The organism is Mesorhizobium captivum (genome assembly GCF_033977165.1).
Lineage (GTDB): Bacteria > Pseudomonadota > Alphaproteobacteria > Rhizobiales > Rhizobiaceae > Mesorhizobium > Mesorhizobium captivum.
Map to the genome: position 1 here is coordinate 27,229 of NZ_JAVIJB010000050.1, position 17,171 is coordinate 44,399.

A 17,171-nucleotide genomic window follows, 5' to 3' on the forward strand; every position below is an offset into this window, starting at 1 on the left:
ACGATGACGCATTCCACCGCGGTGCTTTTCGCTGAGGTCGGCAACTGGCTGCTTGCCAGGACAAAAGAGCCCGAGACGCAGCAGGACAGGCCGAAATCGCCGGCGCCGGTGCGGCTGGATTCCGAGCGCGACCGCCTGCCGCCGCGTGACGAGAGTTTCTACTGGGCCTGGCAGTACTGGTCGCAGTGATCAGCCTGCGCAGACCTCCCCCTCCCTCCGCAAGCAACCAGGAGATTCCCATGAGCAACCCGTCCGCTATGAACAACCCATCCGTTGTCGACCAGATCATTCCAGCGACCGATGTCCTTCCGCTGACCGCCCGGGTCGGGGCGGAGATCAGAGGCATCCGCCTCGGCGCAAACCTGTCGGACGCTACCATAGCGTCGATCAATCAGCTTCTCTTGAAGCACAAGGTCGTCTTCTTCCGCGGCCAGGACCATCTCGACGATTCCGAGCATGAACTGTTCGCTCGGCGCCTGGGCGATCTTGTGCCGCATCCCACCCAAGGGCCGGTGGCGGGCACCGCCTCGATCCTCAACCTGGATTCGAGCCGCGGCGGCGGCCGCGCCGACCAGTGGCACACGGACGTCACATTCGTGGACGCCTACCCGAAATTCTCCGTCCTGCGCGGGGTCGTCATTCCGGCGGCCGGAGGCGATACCATCTGGTCCAACACGCATGCCGCCTATGAAAGCCTGCCGGCAGCGCTCAAACTGTTGGCGGACAATCTCTGGGCCATTCATAGCAATGCCTATGACTACGCCGCCGTGCGGCCTCGCGCTTCGGCAGAGGAACGGAAACATTTCGAGGAGGTGTTCACCTCGACCGTCTACGAAACCGAGCACCCCGTGGTGCGCGTGCATCCGGAAACCGGGGAGCGTTCGCTGCTTTTGGGCAACTTCGTCCAGCGCTTCGTCGGCCTGTCGAGGAGCGACTCCGCAAAACTCTACGAGCTGTTCCAAAGCTATGTGACGACGCCTGAGAACACCGTGCGCTGGCGCTGGCAGGCCGGCGACGTCGCGATCTGGGACAATCGAGCCACCCAGCATTACGCGGTGAACGACTATGGCGACCAGCATCGGATCGTGCGCCGCGCCACCGTCGACGGCGATGTGCCGGTCAGCGTCGACGGACGCCACAGCGTGACCCACGCCAAGACGGCCAAGCCGGCGGCAAAGGCCGCTTGACGTTCTGGGCGCCGTTCGTCCGACCGGACGCGCGGCCCCTGCCGATCTCCAGAGCGGATTGGCAGTTCCAACCCGACCGGCGGAGCGGCAGGCTTGGCCGGTCAGATGCGGAAGCGGTTCGCCCAGCGGAGGCCGAGCAGGCCGACCAGCATGGTGATGAGCCCGATATAGAGCCACTGCCTCTGGCCGGTCATGAAGCTGCCCTGGATCAGCCCGAGGCCCTGCAGCGACCACAGCACGCCGATCGCCAGCACGAGCAGCGCCAGCAAATTCCTGATCAGTCGCATCAGAAAAATCCCCCCGGAAAGTCGATTTTCCACCAGAATGAGGACGCAACAAAAGAGAGTAAGGAAGCGAGGCAGTCGCTCCCTCTTCTACTTGCGGACTGAGGGCCGATCCTACTCAAGACTTCCCGCAAATCGGCGCGATCATCACAAAGAGTACGCCCGTGCACACTGGAAATGTCATGACAAACTGTTTCGCGGCGACTCCAAACGTGTGCATTTGCCATGGAACCGCCAGATCGCTGCCGCATTTCCCGCCTCATTCGGCACATACGGCAGGTTGTCTATAAACGGAGCCCACCCCTAAAAGATGAAGAAAACCAACCGCACCGCGCTTGTCGCGGTAACGATCGCGGCTGGCCTGATGGCTGGCGCCTCGACCGCCTCCTCGGCCGCCGCGCAATGCGGCCGCGCCTCCTGGTACGCGCTGCATTCGAGAACAGCTTCCGGCGAGCGCATGAACCCCGCCGCGCTGACCGCAGCCCACCGCTCCTTGCCGTTCGGCACCAAGCTCAGGGTCACCAACAAGAACAACGGCCGCAGCGTCGTCGTGCGCATCAACGATCGCGGACCGTTCGTCAGGGGCCGCGTGCTCGACCTCTCCCGCGGCGCCGCCAGCCAGCTCGGCTTCATCGGCTCGGGCCACACCGCGGTCTGCATGGCGCGGGTCTGAGTTTTCCTTGGACCATGATCATGGTCTGAGTGTCCGGCAGAGGGGGCCGGACACATTTCCTACATATTTCGGCACCGCACAGTGAGCCGGCTCTACCGGTAGACGCCGGTTTTCAACAGTTTAGACGAAAGCAGCATTCGTCACGCCAAGTGACGTGTTGCATCGCAACAATATCTTGCTAACCTCGCTGCGAGACATTCGAGGCTCGGCGCTGCTCGTCGGCCCTTTGGTCGTCAGGCAGCAGCGGGGTTCCCGATGTTCTACCAGCTCTACGAATTGAACCATGCGGCGCTGCAGCCCGCCCGCCTCTACGCCGACGCGGTGCGGTTCTTCTACTCCAACCCGCTCAATCCAATCTCGCACACGCCGCTCGGCCGCTCGGTCGCGGCGGCCGCCGAACTCTTCGAACGAACGACGCGCCGCTACGGCAAACCGGAATTCGGCCTGACCAAGACGGTGGTCGACTGGAAGACCGTCGACGTCACCGAAAGAACCGTCTGGTCGAAGCCGTTCTGCAACCTCATCCGCTTCGAGCGTTCTCTTCCCGCCGGGCGCAAGCCCGATCCGAAGCTGCTGATCGTGGCGCCGATGTCCGGCCACTACGCGACGCTGCTGCGCGGCACGGTCGAGGCGATGCTTCCTCACGCCGACGTGCACATCACCGACTGGGTCGACGCCCGCATGGTGCCGCTGTCGAAGGGCAGCTTCGATCTCGACGATTATATCGACTATGTCATCGACATGTTCCACGCGCTGGGTCCGGACACCCATGTGATGGGCGTGTGCCAGCCTTCGGTGCCGGTGCTGGCGGCGGTGGCGCTGATGGAAAAGCGCGGCGATCCTTTCGTGCCGTCGACCATGACGCTGATGGGCGGCCCGATCGACACCCGCCGCAATCCGACCGCGGTCAATCTTCTGGCCGAGGAAAAGGGCATCGACTGGTTCCGCGACAACGTCATCATGCAGGCGCCGTGGCCGGTGCCGGGCTTCGGCCGCGAGGTCTATCCCGGCTTCCTGCAGCTTTCGGGCTTCATGAGCATGAATCTCGACCGCCACATCATCGCCCACAAGGACTTCTTCATGCACCTTGTGAAGAATGACGGCGACAGCGCCGAGAAGCACCGCGATTTCTACGACGAATATCTGGCGGTAATGGACCTGACGGCGGAATTCTACCTGCAGACCGTCGACACGGTGTTCGTGCGGCACGCCTTGCCGAAAGGCGAGATGAAGCATCGCGGCGAGGCCGTCGATCCGAGCGCCATCCGCAACGTCGCGCTGTTTACTGTCGAGGGCGAGAACGACGACATTTCCGGCCTCGGCCAGACCCAGGCCGCGCACGACCTTTGCGTGAACATCCCGGCCGACAGGCAAGCCCACTACCTGCAGCCGGCCGTCGGCCACTATGGCGTCTTCAACGGCTCGCGGTTCCGCTCCGAGATCGTGCCGCGGATCGTCGACTTCATCATCAGCTATGGCCGCCAGACCCGGGTGGCCGCGAAGCCGAAGCTGGTCCGCTCCGCCAAGAGCTGAGCCAGGCGCCGAAACGCTTGCTCGGCGGCTATGTTTGCGCTGGCAGGTCGCATACCTTGGCCGTTGGCCGAGACGCCATCCCGTCGTCATCCTTGGGCGGAGCGGGAAGCGAAGCGTACCGCGTAGACCCAAGGATCCATTCCGTTACACATGAGCGGTGCAGCGGTGCAGAATTCTGCTCCGCCGCTCGCTTCGATCAAGGTAACGGAATGGATCCCAGGGTCTCCGCGACGGAGCTTCGCTCCTGCGCCGCCCTGGGATGACGAGGTTGGGGAGGCTTCAGCTAATCCCCAGCGTCTGCGCTGATTTACGGAAGCGGACGGCCGGCGGCTTCCGGCGTTTGCCGCCGCTGCTGTTGCGAAAGTGCCGCTGTCAGGATCGCGCAGGTAACCATGCCGTCAAACTAGCCGTTGTCTCTAATTGACACGGACTGTAAATCCCCTTTAACGTTTCGTTAATAAAAGAACAGGGTGGACACGGGGGACAATGAACTCCTCACCGATGGCGCGGATGCTGCGTTTGTGTGCAGTCGCAGGGCTGGCGATCTCGGCCCATTGGGCGGTGCCGGCATGGGCGGCGGGCGCCATGACGACAGGCGGCCTGACCTCGCAGCCGATCGGACATTATGATTTCTGCAGGTCGCACCCGAACGAATGCAACATTCGCCCGGCCAACCTCGCGCCGGCCAAGATGACCGACGGGCTCTGGCGCAAGCTGGCCAACGTGACCGCCAGGGTCAACGCCGCCGTCAAGCCGTTGAGCGACCTCGACAATTACGGCAAGGACGAGGTCTGGACCTTTCCGGACAACGGCTATGGCGATTGCGAGGACTATGTGCTGGAGAAGCGGCGCCAGCTCTACCGCATGGGCATGTCGCTCGCCGATCTTCTGATCACCGTCGTGCGCAAGCCCGACGGCGAAGGCCATTCGGTGCTGACGGTGCGTACCGACAAGGGCGACTACGTCCTCGACAACCTGACCGACAAGGTCAAAGCCTGGGACGCGACCGGCTACCGCTACCTCAAGCGGCAGGCGATCGACAACACCGGCCGCTGGGTCTCGATCCGCGACGGCCAGCAGGTGCTGGTGGGGTCGGTGCAGTAGGCTTCAGGCTCGGCTTACGCGGCGCAAAGGCAGCTTCATCGTATTCGCCAGTTCGCGGGACGTCGGCGCTGCCCCTCACTGCTCTGCCGGGCATTTCTCCCCGTGAACGCGGAGAAAGAGGCTGGCCGCAATGCTGGCGCTCCTTCCTGCAACGTCGGCGATTGGCGAAATCATCGGCGACAGCGCCCTTCTCCCCGTTCTACGGGGAGAAGGGCGGCAGCCAGATGAGGGGCGGCGCCGACGTTGCCGATTGCCGCTTGTTAGCCGCGCCGACCCAACGCCGCTCGTATTGATGCGCTAAGACGGCGAAGCTCCGCTTCGTCCAGCTTCTCGATGCTCTCGGCCAGGAGATTCGCCAGCTCGGTCGCGGCGGGCGACAGGCCGGACGTGTCGATCCTGACCCTTGGATGCGAATTTTCGGCAAGGCGGGCGAGATCCTCGGCATCGTCCCAGATGATGTTGAAATAGCCGATGATCTTCTGGATCAGCGTCCAGGTCGGGGCGCCGCGGCGGCCATGCTCCAGCGCCGACAGATAGGCGGCGCTGACGCCGATCGCCTGCGCCATCGCCTTCTGGCTGACGCCGCGCTCGGCGCGCAGCGCCCGCAGCCTTTCACCGAACGGGGTCACTGTTGCGTCCTCATGGCCGGCACCCTCATGCGCGTGTCCGCCTGAGGCGAATATAGAGCGCGCCTGAGCCGCCATGGTTGCGGGCGGCATGATCGTGGCTGGAGACCAGATGGCGGAAGGCCGGCGTCGACAGCCAATGCGGCACCGAGCGCCGCAAGATGCCGTCGCCGCCGGAGGACGAGCCCTTGCCGGTGATGACCAGCACATAGCGGATGCCGCCGGCATGCGCGCGGTGCAGGAAGGTGAGCAGCAGAGAATAGGCCTCGTCCTGCGTCATGCCGTGCAGGTCGACGCGGCCCTCGATCGGCAGCCGGCCTTTTTTCAGCTTCTCATGCGTCTGGTCGTCCAGCGAATGCGAGACATGCTGGGCCTTCGGTTTCGCGGCGGCGGCCTCAACACCGTTGACCGGCGCGGGTGCCGGCTGGGGCTTGGGCTCGACGATGTCGGGGATCTCGACCGCGGCCTTGCCTTTCAACTTGCCTTTCAGGGGCCGCGTCGACCGCGCCACCAGGTTCCAGAGGATGCGGTCGTCCTCGCTGAGCTCGTCGTCGCGGCGGATCATCGACGCCTCCTGTCGACCAGCCCGCGCGGGATCAGCGCATGGAAATCGGCGGCGTTGCGGACGACGCCGGCGATTTCGCCTGCGGCGTCACCCGAGCCCGCGAAGAGGTCGCCCCGCGCGGATCCGGTGATGGCCGAGCCGGTGTCCTGCGCGATCATCAGCCGCCGGAACGGTTTTTGCTCGAAGGCAGTGAGCGTCGGCGCATCGATATAAAAAGGCGTGCCGAACGTGTGCAGCAGCCGGTCGACGGCGACAGAGCGACCAGGAGTCAGCGGCACCTTGGCGGCGGCGATGGGTCCAAGTTCTGCATCCTCGACCGGTGCTTCACGGAAGAAGATGTAGGAGCGGTTCTGCCAGAGGATCTCGTCGACGCGATCCGGATGCGCCTTGAACCAGGCGCGGATCGACTGCATCGTCACTTTTTCCAGCGGAATTTCGCCGAGCTCGCTCAAGATCTTGCCGGGGCCGGTGAAGCGCTGGCCGGATTTGGCGGCGTAGGTGACGCGGCAGAGCCGGCCGTCCGTCATCTTCAGCCGTGCCGCGCCCTGCACATGGATGAAGAAGGCATCGACCTTGTCGGCGACCCAGGCGATCTCAAGCTTGCGGCCGGAGAGCGCGCCGCGCTCGATTGCGCCGCGATCGAAATATTCGACCGGACCTGCCGGGGTCTCGCGCGCGAAGGCGAGATAGGGATCCATACCGGCGGGACGATTTTTCTCGTCGATGTCGATCAGGTCGGCGGGGCGGGAAAGCAGCGGCACGACGAACCACTCCGTCTTGACCTGCGAGGCCTCGACCTCTGGCTCATAGAAGCCGGTGACGAGGCCGGCGCCGCCGTTTTCCGCCGCCACCAAAGCGGGAACGAAATGGCGCTCGAAGAAGGACCGCGCCTCCAACCGATTCGCCGGCGAAACGGAGCGCGCTTCGGCATAGGCCTCGGCAAAGGCGTTGAAATCAACGCCGAGCGCACCCGTGCGATAAGGCTTGGTCAGCACATGGAGGGCGGACCGTTTAAAGGCCGCGAAGGCCGTAAGGTGATTATCCTCGGCCCAGCCGGGCAGGTCGCCGAAGGTTTTTTCGCTGAATGTGGAAGAGAGCGGCACGACCGAGCCCCGCCGCCTGAATCTAGTCTTCTTCTTCCGTGGCGACGAGCTTCCAGTTTGGATCGCGCGAGCGGGTATCGCGGAAGAAGGTCCAGACATCCTTGACCTCGGCGACCTTCTCAGGATCGCCGTCGATCACGGCGCCGACCTTGTCGCGGGTCGCCGAAATCAGCTCGCTGACGATGCGCAGCGTGATATGCGCTTCGGTGCCCTTCATCTCGGCGGCGACGACGTCGACCTTGTCGATGCCGACGAAGGAAGACTGGATCTTTTCCGATTTCGCCTCGCGCTCGCCGATCGCGGCGACGAAGCTGTCATAGACCTCGCGCGACAACAGGTTCTTCAGCGTCTTGCGGTCGCCGTCGGCAAAGGCCATGACGATCATCTCATAGGCCATCTTGGCGCCGTCGACGAAGGTTTTTGGGTCGAAGGACGGATCGTTGTCCTTGATCGCGCGCAGGCCCTTGTTGAGATCGCTGTCGGGCTTGGCGAAGGCGTCGATCGCGGCATAGGTCTCGGCCGCCGTCTCGCCCGGCATGCGCTTGCGCGGCAGCGACACCACATTCTCGGATTTCTGCGCCGCGTCCTGCTCGCGCGTGCGGCTTGCCGAATAGGGATCGAAGGGCGGGCGCTCGTTTCCGGTGCGACGCCCAAGCACGTTGCGCAGCTGGAAAAAGATCACAACCGCCGCAATCAAGAAGAAAATCGTGCCGAAGTCGAAGAAACCCATATCTTCCGCCAATTCGATCCCTGTCCTGGCCGGACCACCAGAGCCTCACCCGGAGTCTCACAATGGCGGCGGTCGCATAGCATTCAACACCCAAAGCATATAGAACGGCGGGCGCAATCATTCAAATCAAAGGCAGCCATACCTATCTAATGGCCCCAGTGCCAGCGGCGATTGCCCGCGGGCCCGCAAAACAAGAAAGCGATCGGTCAAGACTTGCGCGTTTCACTGTTCCCGTTGTTCCTGCTCCTGCTGCCGCTGCTGGAAATCGCCGGCTTCGTCATCGTCGGCCGCGAAGTTGGCGCTTTGGCGACGGTCGGGCTGGTTATTCTCTCGACGATTGCCGGCAGCCTGCTGCTTCGGCACCAGGGTTTTGGGGTGTTGGCGCGGGTGCGGGCGGAAATGGATGCGGGACGCGACCCCAGCCGCCAGCTTGCGCATGGCGCAATGATCGTGCTGGCGGCGATCCTTTTGATCATTCCGGGCTTCATCACCGACATTTTCGCCATTCTGCTTCTCCTGCCGCCGGTGCGCGATCTGGCCTGGCGGCTGCTCAAGAACCGCATCGTGATGGCGACGAGCTTCAGCGGCGGCTTTCGCGCCCGCGGCCGCGACAAGGTGATCGATCTCGACGACAGCGATTATTCGCGCGGCGACGATTATAAGCGCGGGCCGGACCACAATTCCCCTTGGCGGCGGCTGAAAGACGACTAGGTCTGAATCCGGGGCCGGTCCTCTATCCAATGCGTGTCATTGCCCCGGAATCGCTGCGCCAGTTTTGGGCGACATGCAGTTTGCCTGATGCATGTCGTTATCCCAAAACCGCCACGCAGTTTTGGGCGACATGCATAAAGGCGGCAAAACTTGTCTTGTCCTGCCGAGCGTGGTAGCGAACCCCCCGATTTCAATCCGGTCAGCAATGCTGCCGAGGCAAAAGGACAAAGGCTCATGGCCAGCAACGATGACGCCGCGGCAGGCGCCGCCAACGGCAACGGCAACCAGGCACAGCCCTCGCTCAACGTGCTTGCCCAATATGTGAAGGACCTGTCCTTCGAAAGTCCCGGCGCGCCGAACTCGCTGCGCGGCCGCGACAAGGCTCCGGGCATCGCCATCAATGTCAACGTCAACGCCAACCCGCTCTCGGACAAGCAGTTCGACGTCAACCTGACCTTGAACGCCAAGGCCTCCTTCGACCAGGAAGTGCTGTTCAATGTCGAGCTGGTCTATGGCGGCGTCTTCGCCATCAGCGGCTTCCCGCAGGAGCACATGCTGCCGATCCTGTTCATCGAATGCCCGCGGCTTCTGTTCCCCTTCGCCCGCCAGATCATCGCGGACGCCACCCGCAACGGCGGCTTCCCGCCGCTGATGCTCGACCCGATCGATTTCGCGCAGATGTTCCAGCAGCGCATCGCCGAGGACCAGGCGGCGAGCAAGGTGCAGGTGAGCTGAGGCGGTTCGGCGCCGTAGAACGAAGAGCCCGGCCGCGTGCCGGGCTTTTTTTTGTTGCCTCCGACCTTGGCGACTTGCCGCTACGACAGCTCGGTCGTCATCCTAGGGCGGAGCAAGGAGCGAAGCGACGCGCGCAGACCCTAGGATCCATGCCGTTACGCTAAGGCGTTGCAACGGTTACAGAATTCCGCACCGTTGCACTCTACGACAGAGGTCACGGCATGGATACTCGGGTCAAGCCCGAGTATGACGACGTCATGAGCGTTTCGGCTAATCTCCCGACGTGGCGCCAGAGACGGCCGCTCAACCTGCGGCCGCCACCTTCAGCCACAGCGCCTTTTCACCCAGCGTTGCGACCAGCCCGGCGTGCGCCGACCGATCCGCCTCGGTGAGGCGCGGCGGCAGGGCGATCGGCCTTGCGCCGATCGAGATATCGATGTCGGCCACCTCGCCGGCGCCGTTCACCTGCACCGCCACGGCATCGAGGATAAGGGCTGCCTGCTTGCCGCCGATGAGCTCGATATAGACCTCGGCCAGCAATTCGGAGTCGAGCAACGCGCCGTGCTTGGTGCGGCGGGTGTTGTCGATGCCGTAGCGCCGGCAGAGCGCGTCCAGCGAATTCGGGCCCATCGGATGCTTGCGGCGCGCCAGCGCCAGCGTGTCGACGACGCGGCCGATATCGATGGCCGGATGGCCGAGCCGGCTGAATTCGAGGTTGAGGAAGCCGATATCGAAGGTGGCGTTGTGGGCGATCAGCTTGGCGCCATCGGTGAAGGCCAGCCACTCCTCCACGACTTCCGTGAAGGTCGGCTTGCCGACCAGGTCGGCGGCGCTGATGCCGTGCACGGCCTGCGCCTCGGCATGGATGGCGCGGCCTTGCGGATTGATGAATTTGTGGAAGGTGCGGCCGGTCGGGAAGCGGTTGACCAGCTCGACGCCGCCGAGCTCGATGATGCGATCGTCGCGCAAATCGAGGCCGGTGGTTTCCGTATCGAAGATGATCTCACGCATTCGAATCAGTCCGCTCCAACGAGCAGAATCACAAACCAGAACAAAATGGCAATGGGGACTGCTGACAACAGGCGTCAGGAAGCGTCCTTGCCCGACTTATCCCCGTCAATTCTTATCCCCCGTCAATTCACCGACGATGGCTTCGACGGCCCGGCGCGCTGCGTCGAAACCCTGGCCGGTGTCGACGATGAAGTCGGCTTGGCGGCGTTTTTCGGCGTCCGGCACCTGCTTGGCGAGGATAGCGGCGAGCTTTTCCTCGCTCATGCCGGGCCGCGCCAGCACGCGGGCGCGCTGGATATCGGCGGGCGCGGTGACGACCACCACCTTGTCGACGCGGTTGCGGCCGCCGGTTTCGAACAAGAGCGGGATATCGAGCACGGCGATCGGTGCGCCGGCGGCGCGATGCCCGGCAAGAAATGCATCGGCGTCGGCGCGCACCAGAGGGTGGATGATCGCCTCCAGCTTCTTCAGCGCGGCGGAATCGCCCAGCACCTTTTCGGCCAGCCTGGCGCGATCGACCACGCCCGCTTTTGTCGTGCCGGGAAACGCCGCTTCGACCAAAGGCGCGGCTTTGCCTGAATAGAGCCGGTGCACCGTCTCGTCGGAATCATGCACCGGCACGCCGGCATCAGTGAACATCTTTGCCGTGGTCGACTTACCCATGCCGATCGATCCGGTGAGGCCGAGCACGATCATGGCTTTGCCCGTCATCTCAATGGGCTTCGATGTCGGCGACGATCATACGCCGCAATTCCGGCGTCACTTCCGGCCGCTTGCCGAACCAGCGCTCGAAACCGGGCACCGCCTGATGCAGCAGCATGCCGAGGCCGTCGACCGTCTTCAGGCCGCGGGCGCTCGCCGCTGCCAGAAGCGGCGTTTCCAGCGGCACATAGACGATGTCGGTGACGATGGCGTGGCCGGGCAGACCGGCCGGATCGGCGGCGAGGGTTTCGTTGCCATGCATGCCGAGCGCGGTGGTGTTGATGAGCAGGCCGGCATCGGCAAGCAATTCGCCGACCGCGCCGGCGCCATGCGCGGAAACCCCGGCGCCAAAGTGGTGGCCGAGTTCCTCGGCTCTCGCGAGCGTTCGATTGACAACGCGGATATCCTTGATCCCACGTTCTTTCAGCGCATGGATCACCGCGCGGGAAGCGCCGCCTGCTCCCAGCACCACGGCCGGGCCGTTTTTCGTCCAACCCGGTGCATGGTCATCGAGGTTGGCGGCAAAGCCGTAGCCGTCCGTATTGCCGCCCCAGAGAACGCCATCCTCAAACCACAGCGTATTGACGGCGCCGATTTCATCGGCCGCATGGTCGCGGCGGGCTACTCCGGCGAAAGCAGATTCCTTGTGCGGGATCGTGACATTGCCGCCGCGATAGCCCTTCTCGGCCAGCGATTTCAGGAACGCCGCGAAATCCTCCGGCGCGACATCGATCGCCTGGTAGTTGCCGTCGATGCCGTATTTCGCCAGCCAATGGCCATGGATCTTCGGCGAGCGCGAATGCGCGATCGGATGTCCAGCGACGAAGGCCTTTTTTTCAACCATCGATCGCTCCCAATGTGCGCAGTTCCCCCAGCACCGGCAAAAGCGGCAGGCCGACTATCGTAAAATAATCACCCTCGATTTTTTCGAAGAGCTGGATGCCTTCGCCCTCGATCTGATAGGCGCCGACGCTGGAAAGCGCCTTGGCGCCGACGCGCGCCAGATGCCGGCCGATGAAGGCGGGATCGAGCTTGCGCATGGTGAGGCTGGCGACCCCGACATGGCGCCACAGCACCTCGCCATCGCGGCAAAGCACGGCGGCGCTGTTCAGCTGATGGGTCTTGCCCGACAAAGCCAGAAGATGCCTCCGCGCGCCTTCCATGTCGGCGGGCTTATGAAAAATCTCGTCGCCGAGCGACAGCGTCTGGTCGCAGCCCAGCACCAGCGCGCCCGGTCTGCGCTCGCTGACCTCGGTCGCCTTGGCCTCGGCCAAGATCGAAGCGACATCCTCGGGAGACACGCCGCTGTCCTGCAACGGCGCCTCGAGCGCGCGCTCGTCGACTTCCGCCGGCACCGCTTCGATGTCGAGCCCGGCATTGACGAGCATCGCCTTGCGGAACGGGCTGCCCGAAGCGAGGATGATTTTCTCGGCCATGCTGGTTCACCCAACGGTTGCGATCCGTCCAGCACCCCTCATCCGTCTCGGCGCTGCGCGCCGAGCCACCTTCTCCCACAAGGGGAGAAGGAAAGTCCTGCGCCGACGCCTCTGCAAATCGCCACCTGGTGATATCTGCGGGACGCTGGCGCCACGTTCTTCCTTCTCCCCTTGTGGGAGAAGGTGGCCGAGCGAAGCTCGGTCGGATGAGGGGTGTTGGACGGAGTGCTCACTTATACCGCCTGCCCTATCGCGTCTTTCCGCGCAGGGCAACGATGGCCGCCGCCGTTTCCTCGATCGAGCGGCGGCTGACGTCGATCATCGGCCAGCCATGCCTGGTGCAGAGCTGGCGCGCATAGGCAAGCTCCTCGTTGATCGCGGCGCGGTCGATATAGTCGGTTGATACATAGGGTGCGGTGTTGCCGAGGATGCGGTTCTGGCGGACATGCGAGATGCGCTCGGCGGTGGCGACCAGGCCGACGATCAGCGGCGTCTTGGCGTTAATCAGGCTTTCCGGCAGCGGCACGCCGAGCACGATCGGAATGTTGGCGGTCTTGATGCCGCGATTGGCGAGATAGATGCTGGTCGGCGTCTTCGACGTGCGCGAGATGCCGATCAGCACGATGTCGGCATCGTCCATATTGGCCGGCAGCTGGCCGTCGTCATGCTCCATGGTGAAATTCAGCGCATCGATGCGGCGGAAATATTCGGCGTCGAGCACATGCTGGGCGCCGACGCGCCGGCCGGCCGGCGTGCCCAGATAGGACTGGAAGACGCTGAGCACCGGCTCCAGCACCGAAACGCAGGGCAGGCCCATGGCGGCGCAGCGTTCGTCGATGCTGCGCGCCAGCTTCTGGTCGACGACGGTGTAGAGAATTATGCCTGGTTCCTCCTCGATGTCCTCGAACACCTTGGCCACCTGCTTTTCCGTGCGGATCAACGGATAGATATGCTCGATGGCGCGCGCGTCCTTGTATTGGGCGGACGCCGCGCGGCCGGCCGCCAGCAGCGTCTCGCCGGTGGCGTCGGAAATCAGATGCAGATGAAAGAAGCTCTGGGGTTTGTTCACAAGCGCGGTTCCAGGCTGTGGGCTGTTGTGGACAAGGCTGGATGAAAAAGCCGATCCGGTGAAAGCGACTGTATCAGATGGCACCTTGTCCACAATTCGCCCTGCTGTAGGCTTTGTCGGGGCGCTGGGGACAAAACCGGGGATCAACATTTCTTGGCCGATATCGTCCACAGCGCGAAGCCCGGAGCCAGGAAGCCAAGCTTTTGACTCGAAAGCCTGAATCCGGTTCTTCCCCAGATCCCTCCAATTTGCGAACGAGGCTGCGCGACAATATGCTGACTGGCCTTTTCGAGCGGCAAGCTGGACAGGTCGCAACCACCACAACCAACAGACTCTTAGAATCAGAAGACTCTTTTAAAATAGATATTTGATTTAAGAGACAGCGCATGACCCCGAACCGGAGGTTCGGAAAGGATCATGCGCCAGATGACAAGTGCTACAGCGTCCTTTGCGCGTCTTAGGACGCGCGGCGCTGTAGAGAGGGCGAGCGCTGGATGGCTGGGAAACGGATCATGCTGGACGTCCTCAAGGGCGAGACGGTTTCACCGCCGCCGCTCTGGATCATGCGCCAGGCAGGCCGCTATCTTCCGGAGTACCGCCAGACCCGGAAGCGGGCCGGATCCTTCCTCGATCTCTGCTACGATCCCGACCTTGCCGTCGAAGTGACGCTGCAGCCGATAGAACGCTTCGGCTTCGATGCTTCCATCCTGTTCTCCGACATCCTCGTGGTGCCCAACGCGCTGGGGCGGGAGGTTCGCTTCGAAGAGGGACACGGACCGATCCTGAAGCCGATCGCGGCGAGGGAGATTGCGGCCCTGAACAGGGAAACGTTTCACGTGAATCTCGAACCGGTCTACGAGACCGTTCGCCGGTTGCGCGCGAAACTGCCGGATGAAACGACGCTGATCGGCTTCTGCGGCGCGCCCTGGACGGTGGCGACCTATATGATTGCCGGCCACGGCACGCCGGACCAGGGGCCGGCGCGGCTCTTTGCCTATCGCGAGCCGGAGGCCTTCGCGCGGCTTTTGAAGATACTGGCCGATCATTCGGCCGCTTATCTCATCCGCCAGATCGAGGCTGGCGCCGATGTGGTACAGATTTTCGATTCCTGGTCGGGCGTTCTGGACGAGCCTTCTTTTGAAGCGTTCTGCGTCGAGCCGGTGGCCGATATCGTCCGGCAGGTGAAGGCGGTTCATCCCGACGTGCCGGTGATCGGATTTCCGAAAGGCGCCGGCGAGCGCTATCGCGACTACAGGAGGAAGACCGGGACCACCGGCCTCGGCCTCGACTGGACGGTGCCGTTGTCGATGGCGCGGGAGCTGCAACGCGAAGGCGCGGTGCAGGGCAATCTCGATCCACTGCGGCTGGTCGCCGGCGGCAAGGCGCTGGCCGATGGCGTCGACGCCATCCTTCGCATGCTGGGCGACGGGCCGCTGATCTTCAATCTCGGCCATGGCATCACGCCGGAAACGCCGGTGGCGCATGTCGAGGCCATGGTGAAAATGGTGAGGAGCCGCCGATGACCGGCGCGAGCAACGAGAACAGCATCGGCCCGGCGATGAAGCGCATGACGATCGGCATCGCCGCGTTGGTCGTGCTGACGACGCTGCTCTTCTTCGTAGCGCCCGACAGTTTTTATCCTTGGGCGAAGGCGATCCATGTGATTGCCGTCATCTCCTGGATGGCCGGCATGCTCTATCTGCCGCGGCTCCTCGTCTACCACGTCGACGCCGAGAAGGGTTCGGTGCAATCCGAGACCTTCAAGGTGATGGAGCGGCGACTGTTGAGAGCGATCATCAATCCGGCGATGATCGTGACCTGGGTATTCGGGCTTTGGCTCGCCTGGAAAGGCTTTGGATTCCAGGGCGGCTGGCTGCACGCCAAGATCCTCGCCGTGCTCCTGCTTTCAGGCCTGCATGGCTATCTCGCCGGCGCGGTGCGGAAATTTGCCGAGGACAAGAACGAAAAGCCGGCCAGGCACTGGCGGATGGTCAATGAAATCCCCACATTGCTGATGATCGTCATCGTCATCCTGGTCATTGTGAAGCCGTTCTGAGCCTCAAACGACCACGCAAAAGGCGGCTTGCTCTTTCAGGCGACCGACGATAAAAGACGGGTCTTCCTTCCCGTCATGCGCCGCCCCATTTCTCGCTTTCGGCCGCGCCCGGCATTTATCGCATCCAGCCGATTTTTCTCCCCAAAGCCTACCCAGAGTCTATCTAATGCAAGAAATGAAACTCACCGAGTTCAAGAACAAGAAGCCCCCAGAGCTGATCGCTTATGCCGAATCGCTCGAGGTCGAGAACGCCAGCGTCATGCGCAAGCAGGAGCTGATGTTCGCGATCCTGAAGAAGCTCGCCGCCCAGGACATCGAGATCATCGGCGACGGCGTTGTCGAGGTGCTGCAGGACGGTTTCGGCTTCCTGCGCTCGGCCAATGCCAACTACCTGCCAGGTCCCGACGACATCTATATTTCGCCGTCGCAGATCAGGCGGTTTTCGCTGAAGACCGGCGACACGGTCGAAGGGCCGATCCGCAGCCCGAAAGAGGGCGAGCGCTACTTCGCGCTGCTCAAGGTCAATACCATCAATTTCGACGATCCCGAAAAGATCCGGCACAAGATTCACTTCGACAATCTGACGCCGCTCTATCCGACCTCGCGGCTGAAGATGGAGATCGAGAATTCGACCAGCAAGGACATCTCACCGCGCGTGATCGATCTGGTCGCGCCGATCGGCAAGGGACAGCGCGCGTTGATCAACGCGCAGCCGCGTACCGGCAAGACGGTTCTTATGCAGAACATTGCCCACTCGATCACCGCCAACCATCCGGAATGCTATCTGATCGTGCTTCTGATCGACGAGCGTCCGGAGGAAGTGACCGACATGCAGCGCTCGGTGAAGGGCGAGGTGATCTCCTCGACCTTCGACGAGCCGGCGGCCCGCCACGTGCAGGTCGCCGAAATGGTGATCGAGAAGGCCAAGCGCCTGGTCGAGCATGGCCGTGACGTCGTGATCCTCCTGGATTCGATCACACGCCTCGGCCGCGCCTACAACACCGTCGTGCCGTCGTCCGGCAAGGTGCTGACCGGCGGTGTCGATGCCAACGCGCTGCAGCGCCCGAAGCGCTTCTTCGGTGCCGCCCGCAACATCGAGGAAGGTGGCTCGCTCACCATCATCGCGACCGCGCTGATCGATACCGGCAGCCGCATGGACGAAGTCATCTTCGAAGAGTTCAAGGGCACCGGCAACTGCGAAATCCAGCTCGACCGCAAGGTGGCCGACAAGCGCATCTATCCGGCGATGGACATCCTCAAGTCCGGCACCCGCAAGGAAGACCTTCTGGTGTCGCGCGCGGACCTGCAGAAGATCTTCGTGCTGCGCCGCATCCTAGCGCCGATGGGAACGACCGACGCGATCGAGTTCCTCATCGACAAGCTCAAGCAGACCAAGACCAACGCTGATTTCTTCGATTCGATGAATACGTGATCGGGTTACCCTCCCCCTTGTGGGGAGGGTCGGCTTGCGGTGTGCTCTCCCTTCTCCCCTTGTGGGAGAAGGTGGCCGAGCGAAGCTCGGACGGATGAGGGGTGTTCCAGGGAACGCCGACGCCTCATTTCTTCCAGCACCCCTCAACCGTCTCGGCGATGCGCGCCGATCCACCTTCTCCCACAAGGGGCTAGTGTGCGCACACATTTGCTTC

The 17,171-nt window shown here is 63.2% G+C and carries 20 protein-coding genes; 10 read left to right on the forward strand and 10 right to left on the reverse strand.

All coding sequences use genetic code 11. The features are described from left to right. Positions 1 to 3: 3 nt before the first annotated feature. Together RFM40_RS29130 and RFM40_RS29135 are read left to right on the forward strand one after the other, a co-directional pair. Entirely contained in the window at positions 4 to 189 is a 186-nt protein-coding gene (locus RFM40_RS29130; RefSeq protein WP_320229647.1) for a hypothetical protein, read from the forward strand. Positions 190 to 257: 68 nt separating this feature from the next. Next, on the forward strand, positions 258 to 1,187 hold the full coding sequence (locus RFM40_RS29135) for a TauD/TfdA dioxygenase family protein (RefSeq protein WP_320229662.1): 930 nt from the start codon (positions 258 to 260) through the stop codon (positions 1,185 to 1,187). Between the two features lie 101 nt (positions 1,188 to 1,288). Here the strand turns inward: RFM40_RS29135 and RFM40_RS29140 are convergent, their stop codons facing one another. Then, positions 1,289 to 1,474 carry a hypothetical protein gene (locus RFM40_RS29140; RefSeq protein WP_320278708.1) on the reverse strand — a complete coding sequence of 62 codons (186 nt, stop codon included), beginning with the start codon at positions 1,472 to 1,474 and terminating at the stop codon, positions 1,289 to 1,291. Between the two features lie 307 nt (positions 1,475 to 1,781). Between RFM40_RS29140 and RFM40_RS29145 the strand changes: the two genes are divergently transcribed. The 3 genes from RFM40_RS29145 to RFM40_RS29155 all read left to right on the forward strand — a co-directional run bounded on the left by RFM40_RS29145 (position 1,782) and on the right by RFM40_RS29155 (position 4,781). Continuing rightward, a complete protein-coding gene (locus tag RFM40_RS29145; protein WP_292304736.1) occupies positions 1,782 to 2,144 on the forward strand; it encodes a septal ring lytic transglycosylase RlpA family protein in 363 nt (120 codons plus the stop codon). Between the two features lie 255 nt (positions 2,145 to 2,399). Next, positions 2,400 to 3,677 carry a polyhydroxyalkanoate depolymerase gene (locus tag RFM40_RS29150; RefSeq protein WP_320278709.1) on the forward strand — a complete coding sequence of 426 codons (1,278 nt, stop codon included), beginning with the start codon at positions 2,400 to 2,402 and terminating at the stop codon, positions 3,675 to 3,677. Between the two features lie 486 nt (positions 3,678 to 4,163). Then, positions 4,164 to 4,781 (forward strand): transglutaminase-like cysteine peptidase, encoded by a 618-nt coding sequence (locus tag RFM40_RS29155; protein ID WP_320278710.1) that lies wholly within the window; start codon positions 4,164 to 4,166, stop codon positions 4,779 to 4,781. A gap of 260 nt (positions 4,782 to 5,041) precedes the next feature. On the opposite strand, the gene RFM40_RS29160 is transcribed toward RFM40_RS29155, so the two are convergent. Genes RFM40_RS29160 through RFM40_RS29175 form a run of 4 tightly spaced genes read right to left on the reverse strand, consistent with a single transcriptional unit; the run spans position 5,042 to position 7,805 of the window. Beyond that, a complete protein-coding gene (locus RFM40_RS29160) occupies positions 5,042 to 5,410 on the reverse strand; it encodes a helix-turn-helix domain-containing protein (protein ID WP_320223604.1) in 369 nt (122 codons plus the stop codon). A gap of 25 nt (positions 5,411 to 5,435) precedes the next feature. After that, positions 5,436 to 5,972: a Smr/MutS family protein gene (locus RFM40_RS29165; RefSeq protein WP_320273098.1), complete on the reverse strand. Its 537-nt coding sequence runs from the start codon at positions 5,970 to 5,972 to the stop codon at positions 5,436 to 5,438. After that, positions 5,969 to 7,075 carry a murein transglycosylase A gene (gene mltA / locus RFM40_RS29170; RefSeq protein ID WP_320273099.1) on the reverse strand — a complete coding sequence of 369 codons (1,107 nt, stop codon included), beginning with the start codon at positions 7,073 to 7,075 and terminating at the stop codon, positions 5,969 to 5,971. The genes RFM40_RS29165 and mltA overlap by 4 nt, the downstream gene beginning before the upstream one ends. A gap of 22 nt (positions 7,076 to 7,097) precedes the next feature. Beyond that, positions 7,098 to 7,805 carry a Tim44/TimA family putative adaptor protein gene (locus RFM40_RS29175; protein WP_320223601.1) on the reverse strand — a complete coding sequence of 236 codons (708 nt, stop codon included), beginning with the start codon at positions 7,803 to 7,805 and terminating at the stop codon, positions 7,098 to 7,100. 213 nt (positions 7,806 to 8,018) lie between these two features. Between RFM40_RS29175 and RFM40_RS29180 the strand changes: the two genes are divergently transcribed. Both RFM40_RS29180 and secB read left to right on the forward strand, forming a co-directional pair. After that, a complete protein-coding gene (locus RFM40_RS29180) occupies positions 8,019 to 8,516 on the forward strand; it encodes an FxsA family protein (protein WP_320278711.1) in 498 nt (165 codons plus the stop codon). A gap of 234 nt (positions 8,517 to 8,750) precedes the next feature. Continuing rightward, positions 8,751 to 9,251 (forward strand): protein-export chaperone SecB, encoded by a 501-nt coding sequence (gene secB / locus RFM40_RS29185; RefSeq protein WP_059189571.1) that lies wholly within the window; start codon positions 8,751 to 8,753, stop codon positions 9,249 to 9,251. Positions 9,252 to 9,554: 303 nt separating this feature from the next. On the opposite strand, the gene dnaQ is transcribed toward secB, so the two are convergent. The 5 genes from dnaQ to RFM40_RS29210 all read right to left on the reverse strand — a co-directional run bounded on the left by dnaQ (position 9,555) and on the right by RFM40_RS29210 (position 13,469). Next, positions 9,555 to 10,262 carry a DNA polymerase III subunit epsilon gene (dnaQ, locus tag RFM40_RS29190; RefSeq protein ID WP_320223599.1) on the reverse strand — a complete coding sequence of 236 codons (708 nt, stop codon included), beginning with the start codon at positions 10,260 to 10,262 and terminating at the stop codon, positions 9,555 to 9,557. Positions 10,263 to 10,367: 105 nt separating this feature from the next. Beyond that, the gene (gene coaE / locus RFM40_RS29195) at positions 10,368 to 10,958 is read right to left on the reverse strand and encodes a dephospho-CoA kinase (RefSeq protein ID WP_320278717.1); all 591 of its coding nucleotides are present in this window, start codon (positions 10,956 to 10,958) and stop codon (positions 10,368 to 10,370) included. Positions 10,959 to 10,974: 16 nt separating this feature from the next. Beyond that, complete coding sequence (locus RFM40_RS29200; RefSeq protein WP_320278712.1) at positions 10,975 to 11,808, reverse strand: shikimate dehydrogenase; 834 nt, start codon at positions 11,806 to 11,808, stop codon at positions 10,975 to 10,977. Continuing rightward, a complete protein-coding gene (locus RFM40_RS29205; protein ID WP_320278713.1) occupies positions 11,801 to 12,400 on the reverse strand; it encodes a Maf-like protein in 600 nt (199 codons plus the stop codon). Before RFM40_RS29205 ends, RFM40_RS29200 begins: the two co-directional genes overlap by 8 nt. A gap of 247 nt (positions 12,401 to 12,647) precedes the next feature. Next, the gene (locus tag RFM40_RS29210; RefSeq protein ID WP_320223596.1) at positions 12,648 to 13,469 is read right to left on the reverse strand and encodes a pyruvate, water dikinase regulatory protein; all 822 of its coding nucleotides are present in this window, start codon (positions 13,467 to 13,469) and stop codon (positions 12,648 to 12,650) included. A 494-nt stretch (positions 13,470 to 13,963) separates the two neighbouring features. Between RFM40_RS29210 and hemE the strand changes: the two genes are divergently transcribed. The 3 genes from hemE to rho all read left to right on the forward strand — a co-directional run bounded on the left by hemE (position 13,964) and on the right by rho (position 16,957). After that, positions 13,964 to 14,992: a uroporphyrinogen decarboxylase gene (gene hemE / locus RFM40_RS29215; protein ID WP_320278714.1), complete on the forward strand. Its 1,029-nt coding sequence runs from the start codon at positions 13,964 to 13,966 to the stop codon at positions 14,990 to 14,992. Beyond that, the gene (hemJ, locus tag RFM40_RS29220; protein WP_320278715.1) at positions 14,989 to 15,525 is read left to right on the forward strand and encodes a protoporphyrinogen oxidase HemJ; all 537 of its coding nucleotides are present in this window, start codon (positions 14,989 to 14,991) and stop codon (positions 15,523 to 15,525) included. Before hemE ends, hemJ begins: the two co-directional genes overlap by 4 nt. Positions 15,526 to 15,691: 166 nt before the next feature. Further along, positions 15,692 to 16,957, forward strand: coding sequence for a transcription termination factor Rho (gene rho / locus RFM40_RS29225; protein ID WP_320278716.1), 1,266 nt, complete (start codon positions 15,692 to 15,694; stop codon positions 16,955 to 16,957). The last annotated feature ends 214 nt before the right edge of the window (positions 16,958 to 17,171 follow it).

What these genes read in the sequence shown, in the direction of transcription:
- RFM40_RS29130 (WP_320229647.1), top strand. Translation starts at nt 4, where the DNA reads ATGACGCATTCCACCGCGGTGCTTTTCGCTGAGGTCGGCAACTGGCTG.
- RFM40_RS29135 (WP_320229662.1), top strand. Translation starts at nt 258, where the DNA reads ATGAACAACCCATCCGTTGTCGACCAGATCATTCCAGCGACCGATGTC.
- RFM40_RS29140 (WP_320278708.1), bottom strand. Translation starts at nt 1,474, where the DNA reads ATGCGACTGATCAGGAATTTGCTGGCGCTGCTCGTGCTGGCGATCGGC.
- RFM40_RS29145 (WP_292304736.1), top strand. Translation starts at nt 1,782, where the DNA reads ATGAAGAAAACCAACCGCACCGCGCTTGTCGCGGTAACGATCGCGGCT.
- RFM40_RS29150 (WP_320278709.1), top strand. Translation starts at nt 2,400, where the DNA reads ATGTTCTACCAGCTCTACGAATTGAACCATGCGGCGCTGCAGCCCGCC.
- RFM40_RS29155 (WP_320278710.1), top strand. Translation starts at nt 4,164, where the DNA reads ATGAACTCCTCACCGATGGCGCGGATGCTGCGTTTGTGTGCAGTCGCA.
- RFM40_RS29165 (WP_320273098.1), bottom strand. Translation starts at nt 5,972, where the DNA reads ATGATCCGCCGCGACGACGAGCTCAGCGAGGACGACCGCATCCTCTGG.
- RFM40_RS29175 (WP_320223601.1), bottom strand. Translation starts at nt 7,805, where the DNA reads ATGGGTTTCTTCGACTTCGGCACGATTTTCTTCTTGATTGCGGCGGTT.
- secB (WP_059189571.1), top strand. Translation starts at nt 8,751, where the DNA reads ATGGCCAGCAACGATGACGCCGCGGCAGGCGCCGCCAACGGCAACGGC.
- dnaQ (WP_320223599.1), bottom strand. Translation starts at nt 10,262, where the DNA reads ATGCGTGAGATCATCTTCGATACGGAAACCACCGGCCTCGATTTGCGC.
- coaE (WP_320278717.1), bottom strand. Translation starts at nt 10,958, where the DNA reads ATGATCGTGCTCGGCCTCACCGGATCGATCGGCATGGGTAAGTCGACC.
- RFM40_RS29200 (WP_320278712.1), bottom strand. Translation starts at nt 11,808, where the DNA reads ATGGTTGAAAAAAAGGCCTTCGTCGCTGGACATCCGATCGCGCATTCG.
- RFM40_RS29205 (WP_320278713.1), bottom strand. Translation starts at nt 12,400, where the DNA reads ATGGCCGAGAAAATCATCCTCGCTTCGGGCAGCCCGTTCCGCAAGGCG.
- hemE (WP_320278714.1), top strand. Translation starts at nt 13,964, where the DNA reads ATGGCTGGGAAACGGATCATGCTGGACGTCCTCAAGGGCGAGACGGTT.
- hemJ (WP_320278715.1), top strand. Translation starts at nt 14,989, where the DNA reads ATGACCGGCGCGAGCAACGAGAACAGCATCGGCCCGGCGATGAAGCGC.
- rho (WP_320278716.1), top strand. Translation starts at nt 15,692, where the DNA reads ATGCAAGAAATGAAACTCACCGAGTTCAAGAACAAGAAGCCCCCAGAG.